General features: G+C 60.2%; 14 protein-coding genes. 6 read left to right on the top strand and 8 right to left on the bottom strand.

The annotated features are described in order from the left end of the window. Window positions 1–53: 53 nt before the first annotated feature. The gene (locus PCPL58_RS20965) at window positions 54–212 is read right to left on the bottom strand and encodes a DUF3309 family protein (protein ID WP_002552554.1); all 159 of its coding nucleotides are present in this window, start codon (window positions 210–212) and stop codon (window positions 54–56) included. 315 nt (window positions 213–527) lie between these two features. Between PCPL58_RS20965 and PCPL58_RS20960 the strand changes: the two genes are divergently transcribed. The 4 genes from PCPL58_RS20960 (at window position 528) to csrA (ending at window position 2,827) form a co-directional block, all read left to right on the top strand. After that, window positions 528–905, top strand: a complete 378-nt coding sequence (locus PCPL58_RS20960; RefSeq protein WP_003363321.1) for a DUF2784 domain-containing protein — start codon at window positions 528–530, stop codon at window positions 903–905. A gap of 103 nt (window positions 906–1,008) precedes the next feature. Beyond that, window positions 1,009–1,824: an SDR family oxidoreductase gene (locus PCPL58_RS20955; RefSeq protein ID WP_065350363.1), complete on the top strand. Its 816-nt coding sequence runs from the start codon at window positions 1,009–1,011 to the stop codon at window positions 1,822–1,824. Between the two features lie 305 nt (window positions 1,825–2,129). Beyond that, window positions 2,130–2,462 carry a YnfA family protein gene (locus PCPL58_RS20950; RefSeq protein ID WP_003363318.1) on the top strand — a complete coding sequence of 111 codons (333 nt, stop codon included), beginning with the start codon at window positions 2,130–2,132 and terminating at the stop codon, window positions 2,460–2,462. A gap of 170 nt (window positions 2,463–2,632) precedes the next feature. Continuing rightward, window positions 2,633–2,827: a carbon storage regulator CsrA gene (gene csrA, locus PCPL58_RS20945; RefSeq protein WP_003363316.1), complete on the top strand. Its 195-nt coding sequence runs from the start codon at window positions 2,633–2,635 to the stop codon at window positions 2,825–2,827. A 79-nt stretch (window positions 2,828–2,906) separates the two neighbouring features. Here the strand turns inward: csrA and PCPL58_RS20940 are convergent, their stop codons facing one another. The 4 genes from PCPL58_RS20940 to PCPL58_RS20925 all read right to left on the bottom strand — a co-directional run bounded on the left by PCPL58_RS20940 (window position 2,907) and on the right by PCPL58_RS20925 (window position 8,002). Beyond that, window positions 2,907–3,134, bottom strand: coding sequence for a YheU family protein (locus PCPL58_RS20940; protein WP_003314533.1), 228 nt, complete (start codon window positions 3,132–3,134; stop codon window positions 2,907–2,909). A 67-nt stretch (window positions 3,135–3,201) separates the two neighbouring features. Then, complete coding sequence (locus tag PCPL58_RS20935; RefSeq protein WP_065350362.1) at window positions 3,202–4,398, bottom strand: osmoprotectant NAGGN system M42 family peptidase; 1,197 nt, start codon at window positions 4,396–4,398, stop codon at window positions 3,202–3,204. A gap of 79 nt (window positions 4,399–4,477) precedes the next feature. Next, the gene (gene ngg / locus PCPL58_RS20930; protein ID WP_024661721.1) at window positions 4,478–6,226 is read right to left on the bottom strand and encodes an N-acetylglutaminylglutamine synthetase; all 1,749 of its coding nucleotides are present in this window, start codon (window positions 6,224–6,226) and stop codon (window positions 4,478–4,480) included. Between the two features lie 3 nt (window positions 6,227–6,229). Continuing rightward, complete coding sequence (locus PCPL58_RS20925) at window positions 6,230–8,002, bottom strand: N-acetylglutaminylglutamine amidotransferase (protein WP_024661722.1); 1,773 nt, start codon at window positions 8,000–8,002, stop codon at window positions 6,230–6,232. 283 nt (window positions 8,003–8,285) lie between these two features. On the opposite strand from PCPL58_RS20925, the gene PCPL58_RS20920 reads away from it, so the two are divergent. Both PCPL58_RS20920 and PCPL58_RS20915 read left to right on the top strand, forming a co-directional pair. After that, complete coding sequence (locus PCPL58_RS20920; protein WP_003434313.1) at window positions 8,286–8,468, top strand: type II toxin-antitoxin system HicA family toxin; 183 nt, start codon at window positions 8,286–8,288, stop codon at window positions 8,466–8,468. A 35-nt stretch (window positions 8,469–8,503) separates the two neighbouring features. Continuing rightward, window positions 8,504–8,908 (top strand): type II toxin-antitoxin system HicB family antitoxin, encoded by a 405-nt coding sequence (locus PCPL58_RS20915; RefSeq protein WP_024661723.1) that lies wholly within the window; start codon window positions 8,504–8,506, stop codon window positions 8,906–8,908. Between the two features lie 16 nt (window positions 8,909–8,924). Here the strand turns inward: PCPL58_RS20915 and PCPL58_RS20910 are convergent, their stop codons facing one another. From PCPL58_RS20910 to PCPL58_RS20900, 3 genes are read right to left on the bottom strand one after another with little or no spacing between them, the layout of a single operon-like run. Then, window positions 8,925–10,004 carry a lipocalin-like domain-containing protein gene (locus PCPL58_RS20910; protein WP_065350361.1) on the bottom strand — a complete coding sequence of 360 codons (1,080 nt, stop codon included), beginning with the start codon at window positions 10,002–10,004 and terminating at the stop codon, window positions 8,925–8,927. After that, a complete protein-coding gene (locus PCPL58_RS20905) occupies window positions 9,994–12,474 on the bottom strand; it encodes an ABC transporter permease (RefSeq protein WP_065350360.1) in 2,481 nt (826 codons plus the stop codon). Before PCPL58_RS20905 ends, PCPL58_RS20910 begins: the two co-directional genes overlap by 11 nt. Next, a complete protein-coding gene (locus PCPL58_RS20900) occupies window positions 12,474–13,142 on the bottom strand; it encodes an ABC transporter ATP-binding protein (protein ID WP_065350359.1) in 669 nt (222 codons plus the stop codon). The genes PCPL58_RS20905 and PCPL58_RS20900 overlap by 1 nt, the downstream gene beginning before the upstream one ends. Window positions 13,143–13,308 lie beyond the last annotated feature (166 nt).

Here is a 13,308-nt window from a genome sequence, read left to right as displayed (position 1 = left end):
TTGAAAAAGCGGGGTTTTTATTGGCTACATGCACTGCTGCGTGGAGCAGCAGGTCATATCTTGCCGAGCAACACCAGAATCAGCAGGATCACCAGGATCGTACCGATGATGCCCGACGGACCGTAGCCCCAGCTGCGCGAGTGCGGGAATACTGGCAAACCGCCAACTAGCAGCAGAATCAGAACGATGATAAGAATAGTGCCGATGCCCATGGTGAGTTCCCTCTTTACATTAGTGTTAATTAACAGATGCAGTTCAAACGTCATGCCGGACGGTATGAAGTTGCCTGCTTGACTCATCGGACTCTGGGCGTCGGAGAAAGGTTCGATCTATTTTTAATAATTTATTACATATTTGAAAATCATTGAAAATCAGGGGTTTGTCGCATTTTTGTCTGACAATAACTCGGTCTTTTTTGACCTGATGCGTTTGATTCAGTCTTAAAAATAATTGAACTAAACACCCTGGAAAGTCTCCGCGCGGCGTGAACTTTCTACCTGAGGCATGGCCCACAAGAGGACACCGTGATGATTTATCGAGTGGCGGCGGATGCCGTGGTCGTGTTTCATCTACTGTTCATTGTGTTCGTCCTGTTCGGCGGACTGCTGGTATTGAGAAGGCCCTGGCTGGCACTGCTGCACGTTCCTGCTGCGGCCTGGGGGACAGCGGTCGAGTTTCTGCACCTGTATTGCCCGCTGACACCGCTGGAAAACACCCTGCGCAGCAACGCTGGAGGGCAGGGCTACACCGGGGGCTTCGTGGAGCATTATCTGATCCCGCTGATTTACCCGGCCGGGCTTACGCCGGGCATACAGCTTTGGCTGGGCGGCATTGTCGTGCTGCTCAATGTGTCGGTGTATGGCCTGTTGCTGGTGCGGTATGTGACACGAGCGAGGCGTTCATAGGGCTGCGGTTTGCACCAGGCATTCAGCGTCTTGATGGTGGGGTTGTGGCGCTTCCACTGTGATTACACTCAGGCAACTCCTGCACATCACAAGGCTCTCGGCTATGCAAAACCGCATCATGATTACTGGCGCCGGCTCAGGTCTGGGTCGTGAAATTGCACTGCGCTGGGCGCGCGAAGGCTGGCGGCTGGCACTGTCGGACGTCAACGATGCAGGCCTGCAGGAGACCCTTGCGCTGGTACGCGAGGTGGGTGGTGACGGTTTTGTACAGCGTTGCGACGTTCGCGACTACAGCCAGCTCACCGCGTTTGCCCAGGCGTGCGAACAGCGCTTCGGCGGTATCGACATCATCGTCAACAACGCGGGTGTCGCGTCCGGTGGCTTCTTCAACGAATTGTCGCTGGAGGACTGGGACTGGCAGATTGCGATCAATCTGATGGGCGTGGTCAAAGGCTGCAAGGCGTTCCTGCCGATGTTGCTGGCCAGCAAGGGCCGGATCATCAACATCGCCTCGATGGCAGCGCTGATGCAGGCCCCGGCGATGAGCAATTACAACGTCGCCAAGGCCGGGGTCGTCGCGCTTTCCGAGAGCCTGCTGGTCGAACTGCATGACCAAGGCGTTGGTGTTCATGTGGTCTGCCCATCGTTCTTTCAAACCAACCTGCTGGATTCCTTCCGTGGCCCTACGCCCGCGATGAAGGCGCAGATCGGCAGGTTGCTGGAGAATTCGCCGATCACCGCCGCAGATATCGCCGACTACATCTTCAGGCAGGTGGGCGAAGGCGAATTCATGATCTTGCCCCACGAAGAGGGCCGTATGGCCTGGGACCTGAAGCGCAAACAGCCACAGGCGATGTATGACGAAATGACCGTCATGTGCGCCAAGATGCGCGCCAAGGCGCAGAAGGGGCATGCCTGACTAGCCCGGACGCTCCGCGTCCTCTTGCGACGCAGAGCGTCGCGACCTGCATTCCCACGCTGGAGCGTGAGGAACGATCACCTCAACTATCGTGCGAAGCAGAGCGTCGCGACCTGCATTCCCACGCTGGAGCGTAGGGAACGATAACCGCAACTATCGTGCGACGCTCCGCGTCGGATGCCTTTCCGGACGCTCCGCGTCCTCTTGGGGGTACGGCGTTGCCTGTTCAAGGTTATCAAGGTCATGACCGCACGGTTTTCTGGTAGGGTTGCGCGCATCTTTCAGCCCTGTCCTGAGAACCTTTCATGCTCAATTATCTGTGGTTCTTCCTCGCCGCCCTGTTCGAGATATTCGGCTGCTATGCCTTCTGGCTATGGCTGCGCCAGGGCAAGAGCGCGCTGTGGGTGATCCCTGCGCTGGTCAGCCTGACGCTGTTTGCACTGTTGCTGACACGTGTGGAGGCGGCTTACGCGGGGCGTGCCTATGCGGCGTATGGCGGGATCTACATTATTGCGTCGATCGCCTGGTTGGGGCTGGTCGAGCGGGTCAGGCCGCTGGGCACGGACTGGCTGGGTCTGGCGTTCTGCGTCCTCGGTGCGACCATCATTCTGCTGGGGCCACGTTGGTCTGCCTCCTGAGTAACCACCGCCGCGAACGAAATTTCCCACGGATTTGGCCGGAAAGTAAGACGTTTCCTTCAGTCTTTTCCGGTGCTGTTGCAGGACGTTACTGATTTGCCATCAGTGCATTGAAGCGCCACGTTTCGCCATGCACCCTGCCTCTTTTGCGCAACGCAAGGGTGGGAAAAATGCTGGTACTGATGCGGGAAATTGGCGAAACGTTTTCCATCGGTGATGACATCACCGTGCAGATTCTGGGGATCAACGGCAATCAGGTCAGGCTCGGGATCAATGCCCCGAAAGACGTCAAGGTGCACCGCGCCGAGGTCTATAAGCGCATTGCCAGGACGCTTTCGCAACAGGCAACAACGCCGCTTCAGTGAGCGGCGTTGTCAGCAAGCGATCTTATGGGCAGATGACCTGACTCGGCCTGTCGAAAACCCGGCTAAGGCACCGTAGGCGTTATTCAAAAAACTCCTTGGGTACGTCGTGCTTGAGCATCAGCTGACACTGCTGGCTCTCCAGGTCGAAAAAGATCACCGCCTGGCCCTTGGTCAACGCATGACGCACGCGCAGTACCCGGGTTTGCAGCGGTGTTTCATCGCCATTATCGGTGCCCTCACGGGTGACGAAATCCTCGATCAGGCGAGTGAGGGTGTCAGGTTCCAGTTGGTCGTAGGGGATCAGCATGGCGGTTCTCGTGTCGATGAGCGGCGATGATAGAACTGCGGTGCCATGCACCGCAATTCACAGGGCCTCAACTCTTTTCGCGATTCTGCCCGATCAGGCTGTCGACCGGTGGCACGCGGGTATCGGATTCCATCTGCGCATCGTGCTCGATCTGATGGCTGAAGCGCTCCAGCGAGCTCTGCGCAGGCTTGGCATCGCTGGCGAATACCGGTGGGCTGAGCATGTAGGCACCGAGCAACTTGCTCAGCGCTGCCAGACTGTCGATATGCGTGCGCTCGTAGCCATGCGTCGCGTCACAGCCGAAGGCCAGCAGGGCGGTGCGGATGTCATGCCCCGAGGTCACCGCCGAGTGCGCATCACTGTAGTAATAGCGGAACAGGTCACGACGCACCGGCAGCTCGTTGTCCACACCCAGCCTTAGCAGATGGCGGGACAGGTGGTAGTCGTAAGGACCGCCCGAGTCCTGCATCGCCACGCTGACGGCGTGCTCGCTGGAGTGTTGACCCGGCGCAACCGGTGCAATGTCGATGCCGACGAATTCGCTCACATCCCAAGGCAGCACACCGGCTGCGCCCGTACCGGTTTCTTCGGTGATGGTGAACAGCGGGTGGCAATCGATCAACGGCTCGGCACCGCTGTCGACAATGGATTTCAGCGCGGCGAGCAGTGCCGCCACACCGGCTTTGTCATCCAGGTGACGGGCACTGATGTGTCCGCTCTCGGTGAACTCCGGCAGCGGGTCGAAAGCCACGAAGTCACCGATGCCGATGCCCAGTGATTCGCAGTCGGCGCGGGTGGTGCAATAGGCATCCAGGCGCAGCTCGACGTGGTCCCAACTGATCGGCATTTCGTCCACGGCGGTGTTGAACGCATGTCCGGAAGCCATCAGCGGCAGAACGCTGCCACGGATTACGCCGGTGTCGGTGAACACGCTGACCCGGCTGCCTTCGGCAAAGCGGCTCGACCAGCAGCCGACTGCAGCCAGCGCCAGGCGGCCGTTGTCTTTGACTTCCCGAACACTGGCACCAATGGTGTCCAAGTGCGCCGATACGGCCCGGTCGGGGCTGTTCTGCTTGCCCTTCAGCGTGGCGCGAATCGTGCCGCGGCGGGTCAGTTCGAACGGGATGCCGAGTTCTTCGAGGCGCTCGGCCACGTAACGCACAATAGTGTCGGTAAAGCCGGTAGGGCTTGGGATCGCGAGCATTTCCAACAGAACTTTCTGCAGGTATTTCAGATCCGGATCGGGGATATTTGCAGGGGTCATGGATGCTCCTCATGGAACAGTTGCAAGCCACGGGCTGCAAAGGCTGATGCGCCATTTGCAGCCGTGCCCGCAGCTGCGATCAGATATGCACAGGCAGGCTGTGCGGAAACAACAGATCGACGAAACGTTCGGCGGTGGGTTGTGGTTCGTGATTGGCAAGGCCTACGCGTTCATTGGCTTCGATGAACACATATTCAGGCTGATCGGCGGCCGGCACCATCAGGTCCAGACCGACGACCGGGATATCCAGCGCCCGTGCAGCACGTACTGCTGCGTCGCTGAGCACCGGGTGCAGAATGGCCGTGACATCTTCCAGGCATCCGCCGGTGTGCAGATTGGCGGCACGGCGCACGGCCAGGCGCTGATCCATCGGCAGAATATCAGCGTAGTCAAAACCGGCCTCGCGCACGGTGCGCTCGGTTTCCTGATCCATCGGAATGCGGCTTTCGCCATCCGTTGCCGCGGCGCGGCGTCGGCTCTGGGCTTCGATCAACTGTTTGATGGTGTGGCGACCATCACCAATGATTTCAGCCGGACGGCGTATCGCCGCAGCCACGACCTGAAAGCCGATCACCACGATGCGCAAGTCCAGGCCTTCGTGAAAGCTTTCCAGGATCACGCGAGTATCGAACTGACGAGCCTGTTCGATGGCGGTTTGCACGTCCTCGATAGTGCGCAGATCAACCGCCACGCCCTGGCCTTGTTCACCGTCCAGCGGTTTGACCACGATTTGCCCGTGCGCTTCGAGAAACGCCAGATTATCGTCTGCGTTGCCCGCCCTTTGCTGTTCGGGCAAGCGCAGGCCGGCGGCCTTCAGGGCACGATGTGTCAGGCTCTTGTCCTGACACAGGGTCATGCTCACCGCGCTGGTCAGATCACTCAACGACTCGCGGCAGCGGATGCGACGACCGCCGTAGCTGAGAGTGAACAGCCCGGCATCCGCATCATCCACCTGCACGTCAATGCCGCGCCGGTGGGCTTCCTCGACAATGATCCGCGCGTACGGATTGAAGTCCGCCTGCGGGCCAGGGCCGAGAAACAATGACTCGTTAATGCCGTTTTTGCGCTTGATGGCGAAGGTCGGCAGGTTGCGGAAATTCAATTTGGCGTACAGCGCCTTGGCCTGATCGTTGTCATGCAGCACCGACAGGTCGAGGTAGCTGAGGCCGCGACTCATGAAGTGCTCGATCAGGTGCCGGACCAGTACTTCGCCCACGCCCGGACGCGTGCATTGCGGGTCGACGGCCAGGCACCAGAGGCTGCTGCCTTTTTCCGGGTCATTGAAGGCCTTTTGATGATTGAGGCCCATGACGCTGCCGATGATCGTTTTGCTGCCCTCATCCTCGGCCACCCAATACACCGGGCCACCTTCGTGGCGTGGGGTCAGCAGCTCGGGGTCGATGGGCAGCATGCCGCGCGCCAGATACAGGTTGTTGATGGCCTGCCAGTCACTTTCATTGTGCGCACGGCGGATGCGGTAGCCGCGAAACACACGGTGCGCCGGGCGGTAATCGCTGAACCACAGGCGCAACGTGTCCGACGGGTCGAGAAACAACTGCTGCGGCGACTGCGCCAACACCTGTTGCGGCGCTGCCACGTACAGGGCGATATCGCGCTCGCCGGGTTTTTCGTTGAGCAGGTCCTGAGCCAGCGCGGCCGGATCAGGGTAGGTATGACCGATCAGCAAGCGTCCCCAGCCACAATGCAGCGCCAGAGGGTCTGCATCTATCTGGCTGCCGTCTTCAGCGAGTCGTGCCTGCAGACGTTCGTACGAGGGCGACTGGCCGCGCAACAGGCGCTGGCTATAAGTCGTCGCGTTCTGTTTCATCGATCACAGTCCCTGTTCGCTGAGCCACAGGTTCAGCGCTGCCAGTTGCCACAGCTTGGAGCCGCGCAATGGCGTGAGCTGGCCCTCGGGGTTGGTCAGCAGCTTGTCGACCATGGCAGGGTTGAACAGGCCGCGGTCCTGACTGGAGTCGGTCAGCAACTCGCGCACCCAGCTAAGCGTGTCGCCCTGCAAGTGTTTGAGGCCAGGCACCGGGAAGTAGCCTTTTTTGCGGTCGATCACTTCCGAAGGAATGACCATGCGCGCAGCTTCTTTCAGTACCTGTTTGCCACCGTCGGGCAACTTGAATTTGCCGGGGATGCGAGCCGACAGTTCGACCAGACGATAGTCAAGGAACGGCGTGCGCGCTTCCAGGCCCCAGGCCATGGTCATGTTGTCGACACGTTTGACCGGGTCATCGACCAGCATCACCGTGCTGTCCAGGCGCAAGGCCTTGTCGACGGCGGCGCTGGCGCCTGGCTGGGCAAAGTGATCGCGAACGAAATCACCGGCGGCGTCATTCGCAGTGCGCCACTTCGGCTGCACAGTCTCGGCGTATTCCGCGTAGCTGCGGTCGACGAATGCATCGCGGTAGGCCGCCACCGGATCGCTCGCGCCGTCGACTTGCGGGTACCAGTGGTAACCGGCGAACAATTCATCAGCGCCCTGACCGCTCTGTACCACCTTGCAGTGTTTCGACACTTCACGCGACAGCAGATAGAAGGCGATGCAGTCGTGGCTGACCATCGGTTCGCTCATGGCGCGGAACGCCGCAGGCAACTGCTCGATGATTTCACGTTCCTGGATACGCAACTGGTGATGGCGCGTGCCGTAGTGCTTGGCGATTAGGTCGGAATACTGAAATTCGTCGCCACGCTCGCCGCCGGCATCCTGGAAACCGATAGAGAAGGTCGACAGGTCCTCGACACCCACTTCGCGCAGCAGACCTACCAGCATGCTCGAGTCGACGCCGCCGGACAGCAGCACACCGACGTCCACGGCAGCACGCTGACGGATCGCTACCGCTTCACGCGTACTGTCCAGTACGCGGTCGCGCCAGTCTTCGAGGGTGAGATTTTTCTCGTCTTCGTGCGGGCCGTAGGGCAGGGTCCACCAGACTTTCTGTTCGACCTTGCCGCTGGCGTCGATACGCATCCAGCTGGCTGGCGGAAGTTTTTCGACGCCGGCCAGCAAGGTGCGCGGTGCAGGCACCACCGCGTGGAAGTTGAGGTAATGGTTGAGCGCCACCGGATCAAGCATCCCGCTGATGTCACCACCCTTGAGCAGGGCAGGCAGCGAGGACGCGAAGCGCAGGCGCTTGTCGGTTTTCGACAGATACAAAGGCTTGACGCCGAGGCGGTCACGGGCGATGAACAGATTCTTGCTGTCACGTTCCCAGATGGCAAAGGCGAACATGCCATTGAGCTTGGGCAGCATGTCTGCGCCCCAGGCGTGATAGCCCTTGAGCAACACTTCGGTGTCACCGCCGGAATGGAACTGATAGCCAAGGCTTTCCAACTCGGCACGCAATTCAGGGAAGTTGTAGATCGCGCCGTTGAAGGCCATGGACAGGCCCAGATTGCTGTCGATCATCGGCTGCGCCGAGCCATCCGACAGGTCCATGATTTTCAGGCGACGATGACCAAGGGCAACTGGCCCCTGACTATGAAACCCCCACGCATCCGGGCCGCGAGGCGCCAGCTCATGGGTAATGCGTTCAACAGCGGCTAGGTCCGCTGGTTGATGGTCGAAACGTAATTCACCTGCTAATCCGCACATAAGTCCTTACCGGGTTTCCGTTGGGGAGGTGACTGAGAAAGTGCAGTCACCCAGAAACTGACCCAGTGAGGGCATGGTAGTTTTAGATCAAAAAGTTATAAGCGTTTGTTTTCAGCTGGTTTGGCTGCATTGGCTGGCTCCCTCGTCGAGCCAGGCAACCACAGGCTAGTCTTCGCGAAATAAGTTGTGCAGGAATAAAAAAGATAACTCTGGGTGCCTTTTTTGTATTGTCTTAACATGCGCCCAGGGTTATATTTTTTAAGTCGAATGACTGGAGGTGGGGGTGCAGAGCAGGCAATTGATAAAGGAGCTTGAAGCAGATGGATGGATTCTGGATCGTGTTTCAGGCAGTCACCATATGTTCAAGCATCCTGAAAAACTTCAGACAGTCCCCGTACCGCATCCCAAGAAAGACTTGCCATTCGGAACGGTGCGGGCCATCAAAAAGCTTGCCGGGCTGGTTTAGTCCAGTTTTGCCCTGATACCCTTTTGGAGAAAAAAATGAAATATCCAATGTGCATAGAATGGGGAAGCGAAACCACGGCGTTTGGTATCCAGATTCCCGATATCCCAGGTGCCGTAACCGCAGGCGATACGTTCGAGGAAGCCCACGCCGCGGCGGTGGAGATTGCTCATATCATGCTTCAGGAAATAGCAGCTGGTGGTGGAACCATACCCAAGGCCGGCACTGTTGCCGAGCACGCCAGGAATGCCGATTTCGCCGGAATGGGCTGGGGCATGATCGAGATTGACGTAACGCCTTATCTTGGTAAGACGGAGAAGGTCAACGTCACACTGCCTGGTTTCGTGATCAAGCAGATCGATCGCTATGTACGGGATCACAGCATCAAGAGTCGTTCCACCTTCCTGGCCGACGCGGCGCTGGAAAAACTGGGCCGGGCATGACGGCTAATCGGAGTGCTCAATACCCGGTCATCTCCAGATACCCCACGCCTTCCTGACTCCCGCTGAACCTCACCGGCCCCTCCCAATAGGGAATACTCACGCCCATCCAGGCGGCCGGATTCAGCGCATCGGTGGTGATGTCCAGGTTTCGATCGGGGACCGTGACTCTCCAGCGGGTGGTCACTTTATGCTCGCCGATCACGGTTTCCTTTAATGGCTCCAGGCTGATCTCGTTGGCGTGCAGCATCCGGGTAGTGCCGTCGGCGCTTATCCAGTTACCGGTCAGGTAGGGGGCACCGTTCTTGTGGCGGATGCGATAGAGCATCAGGCGATCGCCATCTGCAAGTTGCAGCGAAAACCAGTCCCAGCCGCTCTGGTTGGTGGTCAGTGGCTGGCTGCTCCATTCCCGGTCCAGCCAGGCGTGGCCGGTGACCTGATAGGACTTGCCTTGTATTTCCACGCTGCCTTTGGCGTCGAAGAACGGTTGGCTGTAGTAGTAGGACGCCTGGCCCGCCTCCGATTTCTGGCTGTAGCCCTGTTCACCCTGCAGCACCAGCGGTTTGCTGGATGTCAGGTTCAGGTCGTAGCGAAAGTCTTTGCCGCTGGCCTTCAGTTGCATGGCAGTCAGCGGATCACCGCTGCGGACATTGCTGGTAAAAGCCCAGTCATCAATCCACGCCGAGAACGGGGCCAGTGTCACGTCGGCCTGACCGATACCGCCGCGCGCATAACGCTCCGCCACATAATGGCCGCTGCTTGAAGTCGCCGCCGCATGGCCCAGCCAGATCGTGCCGTCATTCCAGCCGCTGCCGGTCTGTTGGCCGGGGCGCAGGGCATTACGAAACAACGTCCACTGCACGCCGAACTGCTGGCCCGCGTCATCCTTGAGGGTGGCGGTGATGTACCACCACTCGATACGAAAGCCGGGGTGCTGGCCGTGGTCCTGCGGGAATGAAAAGACCTTGCCGGGTGTCACCTGCGCATAGCTGTCGGCGGTATTGCCCAGACCGGCGAAACCGCTTTCAGGCTGCGGTTTGTCGTCGCAGGCGGTGAGTAGCGCTGCGATGACCAGCGGCACCAGCCATTTACTGTTCATTGGCGAATGTCCTGATTAGATCCGCTGGACGACTACGGTACAGCCTCAGCAACGGCCAGGCCGAGGCCAGCAAAGTCGCCAGCATCGCCAGCGCCATCAATTGCAGCAGTTGCAGCGGGAACACCTGCAGCGGCAGGCGCCAGCCAAAGGCGCGAACGTTGACCACCGCATCCAGGCACCAGGCCAGCAGCAGCCCCAGTGGCAGCGCGAGCACCAGTGTCAGGACCGCCAGCAGCCAGGTCTGCCCCAGGTTGAGCAGCATCAATTGCCGTCGCGTGACGCCCAGCGCCCACAACGGGGCAAGCTGCCCGAGGCGGCTCTGGCTCTGGGTCAGCAGGCTGATGAACAGCGCCACGCCAGCCACGCCCAGTGTCAGGCTGTTGAGTGCGGCAGTGGCGGCAAACGTACGTTCAAAGACCTGGCTCGACCAGCCCTTGAGCTGGCTTTGATCGATGATGTGATTGTCGTCCAGCTTGAAACGCGCTTGCAGCCGGGTGACCAGCGACGGGATTGTCGCCTGATCGACCCTCAGGTTGAAACGCACCGGCATCGATTGCGGCCAGTGGGCGAGCAGGTGCCGGGCATTGACTAGCAGATGGCCTTTGGGGTTGCCATAGTCGGCATAGATCCCGACGATGCGTGGGGTCCACTTGCCAGTGGGCACCGGGACATTCAGCGTATCTTCCAGCCCCAGTTGAAGGCGGCGGGCCAATTGTTCGCTGAGCATGACTGTGTCTTCATCGCGCAACAGATTCCACGGATCACCGGCGACGGATTCCAGCAACGCCCAGTGCTGGCGATAGGTGTCGTGATCGATCACGCCAAACAGGTCCGCTGGCCAGCCCTTGACTTGCACCGGCACTTGCCAGTTGGGCAGCACGGCGCGGATATCCTGTTGCTGGCTCAGCCAAGTGTTCAGCGGCTCGGCCTGCTCCGGATTCTGCGGGCTGACATACAGTTCGGCGGTCAGGCGTTGCTCCAGCCAACTGTTGAACGTCTGACGAAAACCCGACGTCATGCTGCCTGCGCCGATGTTCGCGGCCATCGCCAGCAACAGGGCCATCAGCGCCAGACTCAGGGCGGGCAACTGTTGACGGCAATCCGCCAGAAACCATTGCCCGAGCACTGAGCGACTGCGCTTCAACAGACCGCCAAGCATGGCGTCCAGTAAAACCGGCAGGGCCAGTGCGGCACTGAGCAGCAGGGCGGACATCATCACAAACCCCAGCATCAGACTGGTGCCGAACGACAGCGCGCTCACGCCAACCACAACGCCCAGCACCGCCACCCACGCCTGACGCCGCAACCAGCGTGCATGGGCTTGCTGCCATGCCTGTGCATCGGCCAGCGCCAGCAACGGCAGGCGCGCAGCCCGCAACAGGCTGTTGGCACCGGCCAGCAACGCGCCAAGCAGACTCAGGCCGATACCGCTCAGCCACCACCACAGACTGAGGTTCAACTGGCCGGCGACCTCCGCGCCGTACAAGCCGCGCAGGCTGGCCGCGACATCCGGCAATAACAGGCTGGCCAGCAGATAGCCGCTGACCACGCCAAAAATACCGCCTAACAGCGCCAGTGCCCCAAGTTCTACGCCCAGCGCAGCGATCAACAGACGTGCACTGACGCCACAGGCACGCAGGTTGCGCAGCAGGCCACGGCGCTGTTCAAGGGCCAGGCCAATGGCCGCGTGGACAATGAACAGGCCGACGATGAAGGACAGCACTCCGAGTGCGTTCAGATTCAGATGGAAGCTTTCGGTGAGGCGCTCCAGATTGTTTTCTTCGCCGCTTTTCTTGATCACCAGCAGGTCATTCAGGGCTGCCGGCAGCGCAGGGTTCTGCCGGGCAAAATCCTTGGCCAGCAGCATTCCGGACAATTGCCCCGGCTGGCCCAGCAACGGTTGCGCAAAGCCTATGTCAGTCAGCAAAACGCCGGGCGCCATGTCGGGTTTGGCGTGCAAGGGGGGCAGCGGAACACCGGTTTCGGTCAACGGCTGCTGGCCTTCTTCGAGCCCCAGCGCTTGCAGGGTCTGCGGTGCAATCCAGGTCATGCCCGGCGGCGTGAGGAAGTCCACGACCTGTTCGGCGTTCAGCGTCTGCCCGGCCAGTGCCGAGCCGGTCGGCAAGGTCACCGGCTCGATACCCATCAGTTGCAGGCGACGGTCTTCGCGCCCTTGAAGCACGATACGGTCTTGCAGCATGGGCGATACGGGCCAGCCTTCGCGGCGCAACTCGATAAACAATGCCTGCAGGAACAGCCCGCCGCTGCTGGCGGCGATACGGGTCTGCGGCTCGCCGCCAATCAGCTGGCTGGCGCGCTGGTAGCTTTCCCGCGCCTGGCTATTGAGCGCCTGCACACCGGTAAGCAGCGCGGTGGCCAGCCACAAGCCGGTCAGCACACTGAAAAACTGCACCGGATGACGGCGCCAATGGCTCAGTAGGGCGCGCAGCGTCCAATAGAAAACCCGCATCAGCGTTCGCCTTCGTCAGCCAGACGCCCCATATGCAGTACCACTTTACGCGACAGGCGCTGCGCGACGCGCGGGCTGTGGGTGACCATCAGCAGGCTGGTGGGGCTGTCGGCGAGAATATCCAGCAGCAGTTGCAGCACCTCGTCGCTGGTGGCTTCGTCGAGATTGCCGGTGGGTTCGTCAGCCAGCAGCAGGCCGGGTCGAGAGGCGAGCGCGCGGCCTATTGCCACTCGTTGCTGCTGTCCGCCGGAGAGCTGTTCGGGATAGCGATCCAGCAGTGCGGCCAGACCCAGGCGCTCGATCAAATGCGTCTGCCAAGCTGCATCTACGCGCCCGGCCAGTCGTGCCTGAAACGCTAGGTTGTCGGCTATCTTCAGGCTGCCGATCAGGTTGAACTGCTGAAACACCAGACCGATCTCGGTACGCCGCCAGTTGGCCAGCTGGCTTTCTTTCATCAGGTCCAGACGCTGGCCTGCAACCTCGATGCTGCCATCGTCGACCTGATCCAGGCCCGCCCCCAAATGCAGCAAGGTGCTCTTGCCACTGCCGGACTCACCCATCAACGCCAGGCTTTCGCCTTGTGCCAGATGCAGATCGACACCACGCAAGACATCCAGCGGTCCCTGTGCCGTGGTGTAGCGCTTGAATACGTTTCGCACTTGCAGCATGAGCGGCTCTATATGCTTGACTGAGTTCAAAGAGTAGCGCCTGAGCGCAAGCGCGTCGCGACCAGATATCAGCTATCGTGCGACGCTCCGCGTCGTCATGCCGTTCAGGACGCTCTGCGTCCTCTTTGCTACGCAGAGCGTCGCGACCAGCATTCCCGAACGACAA

Source organism: Pseudomonas cerasi, assembly GCF_900074915.1.
GTDB lineage: Bacteria > Pseudomonadota > Gammaproteobacteria > Pseudomonadales > Pseudomonadaceae > Aquipseudomonas > Aquipseudomonas cerasi.
Note: the sequence above shows the minus strand (reverse complement) of the source record. Positions and strands in the feature narration are given on the sequence as shown.

Bases quoted from the DNA above. Each gene is read 5' to 3' on its own strand.
- PCPL58_RS20950 (WP_003363318.1), top strand. From the start codon at position 2,130: ATGCTCAATTATCTGTGGTTCTTCCTCGCCGCCCTGTTCGAGATATTC.
- ngg (WP_024661721.1), bottom strand. From the start codon at position 6,226: ATGAAACAGAACGCGACGACTTATAGCCAGCGCCTGTTGCGCGGCCAG.
- PCPL58_RS20905 (WP_065350360.1), bottom strand. From the start codon at position 12,474: ATGCGGGTTTTCTATTGGACGCTGCGCGCCCTACTGAGCCATTGGCGC.
- PCPL58_RS20955 (WP_065350363.1), top strand. From the start codon at position 1,009: ATGCAAAACCGCATCATGATTACTGGCGCCGGCTCAGGTCTGGGTCGT.
- PCPL58_RS20910 (WP_065350361.1), bottom strand. From the start codon at position 10,004: ATGAACAGTAAATGGCTGGTGCCGCTGGTCATCGCAGCGCTACTCACC.
- csrA (WP_003363316.1), top strand. From the start codon at position 2,633: ATGCTGGTACTGATGCGGGAAATTGGCGAAACGTTTTCCATCGGTGAT.
- PCPL58_RS20935 (WP_065350362.1), bottom strand. From the start codon at position 4,398: ATGACCCCTGCAAATATCCCCGATCCGGATCTGAAATACCTGCAGAAA.
- PCPL58_RS20925 (WP_024661722.1), bottom strand. From the start codon at position 8,002: ATGTGCGGATTAGCAGGTGAATTACGTTTCGACCATCAACCAGCGGAC.
- PCPL58_RS20900 (WP_065350359.1), bottom strand. From the start codon at position 13,142: ATGCTGCAAGTGCGAAACGTATTCAAGCGCTACACCACGGCACAGGGA.
- PCPL58_RS20965 (WP_002552554.1), bottom strand. From the start codon at position 212: ATGGGCATCGGCACTATTCTTATCATCGTTCTGATTCTGCTGCTAGTT.
- PCPL58_RS20940 (WP_003314533.1), bottom strand. From the start codon at position 3,134: ATGCTGATCCCCTACGACCAACTGGAACCTGACACCCTCACTCGCCTG.
- PCPL58_RS20960 (WP_003363321.1), top strand. From the start codon at position 528: ATGATTTATCGAGTGGCGGCGGATGCCGTGGTCGTGTTTCATCTACTG.
- PCPL58_RS20915 (WP_024661723.1), top strand. From the start codon at position 8,504: ATGAAATATCCAATGTGCATAGAATGGGGAAGCGAAACCACGGCGTTT.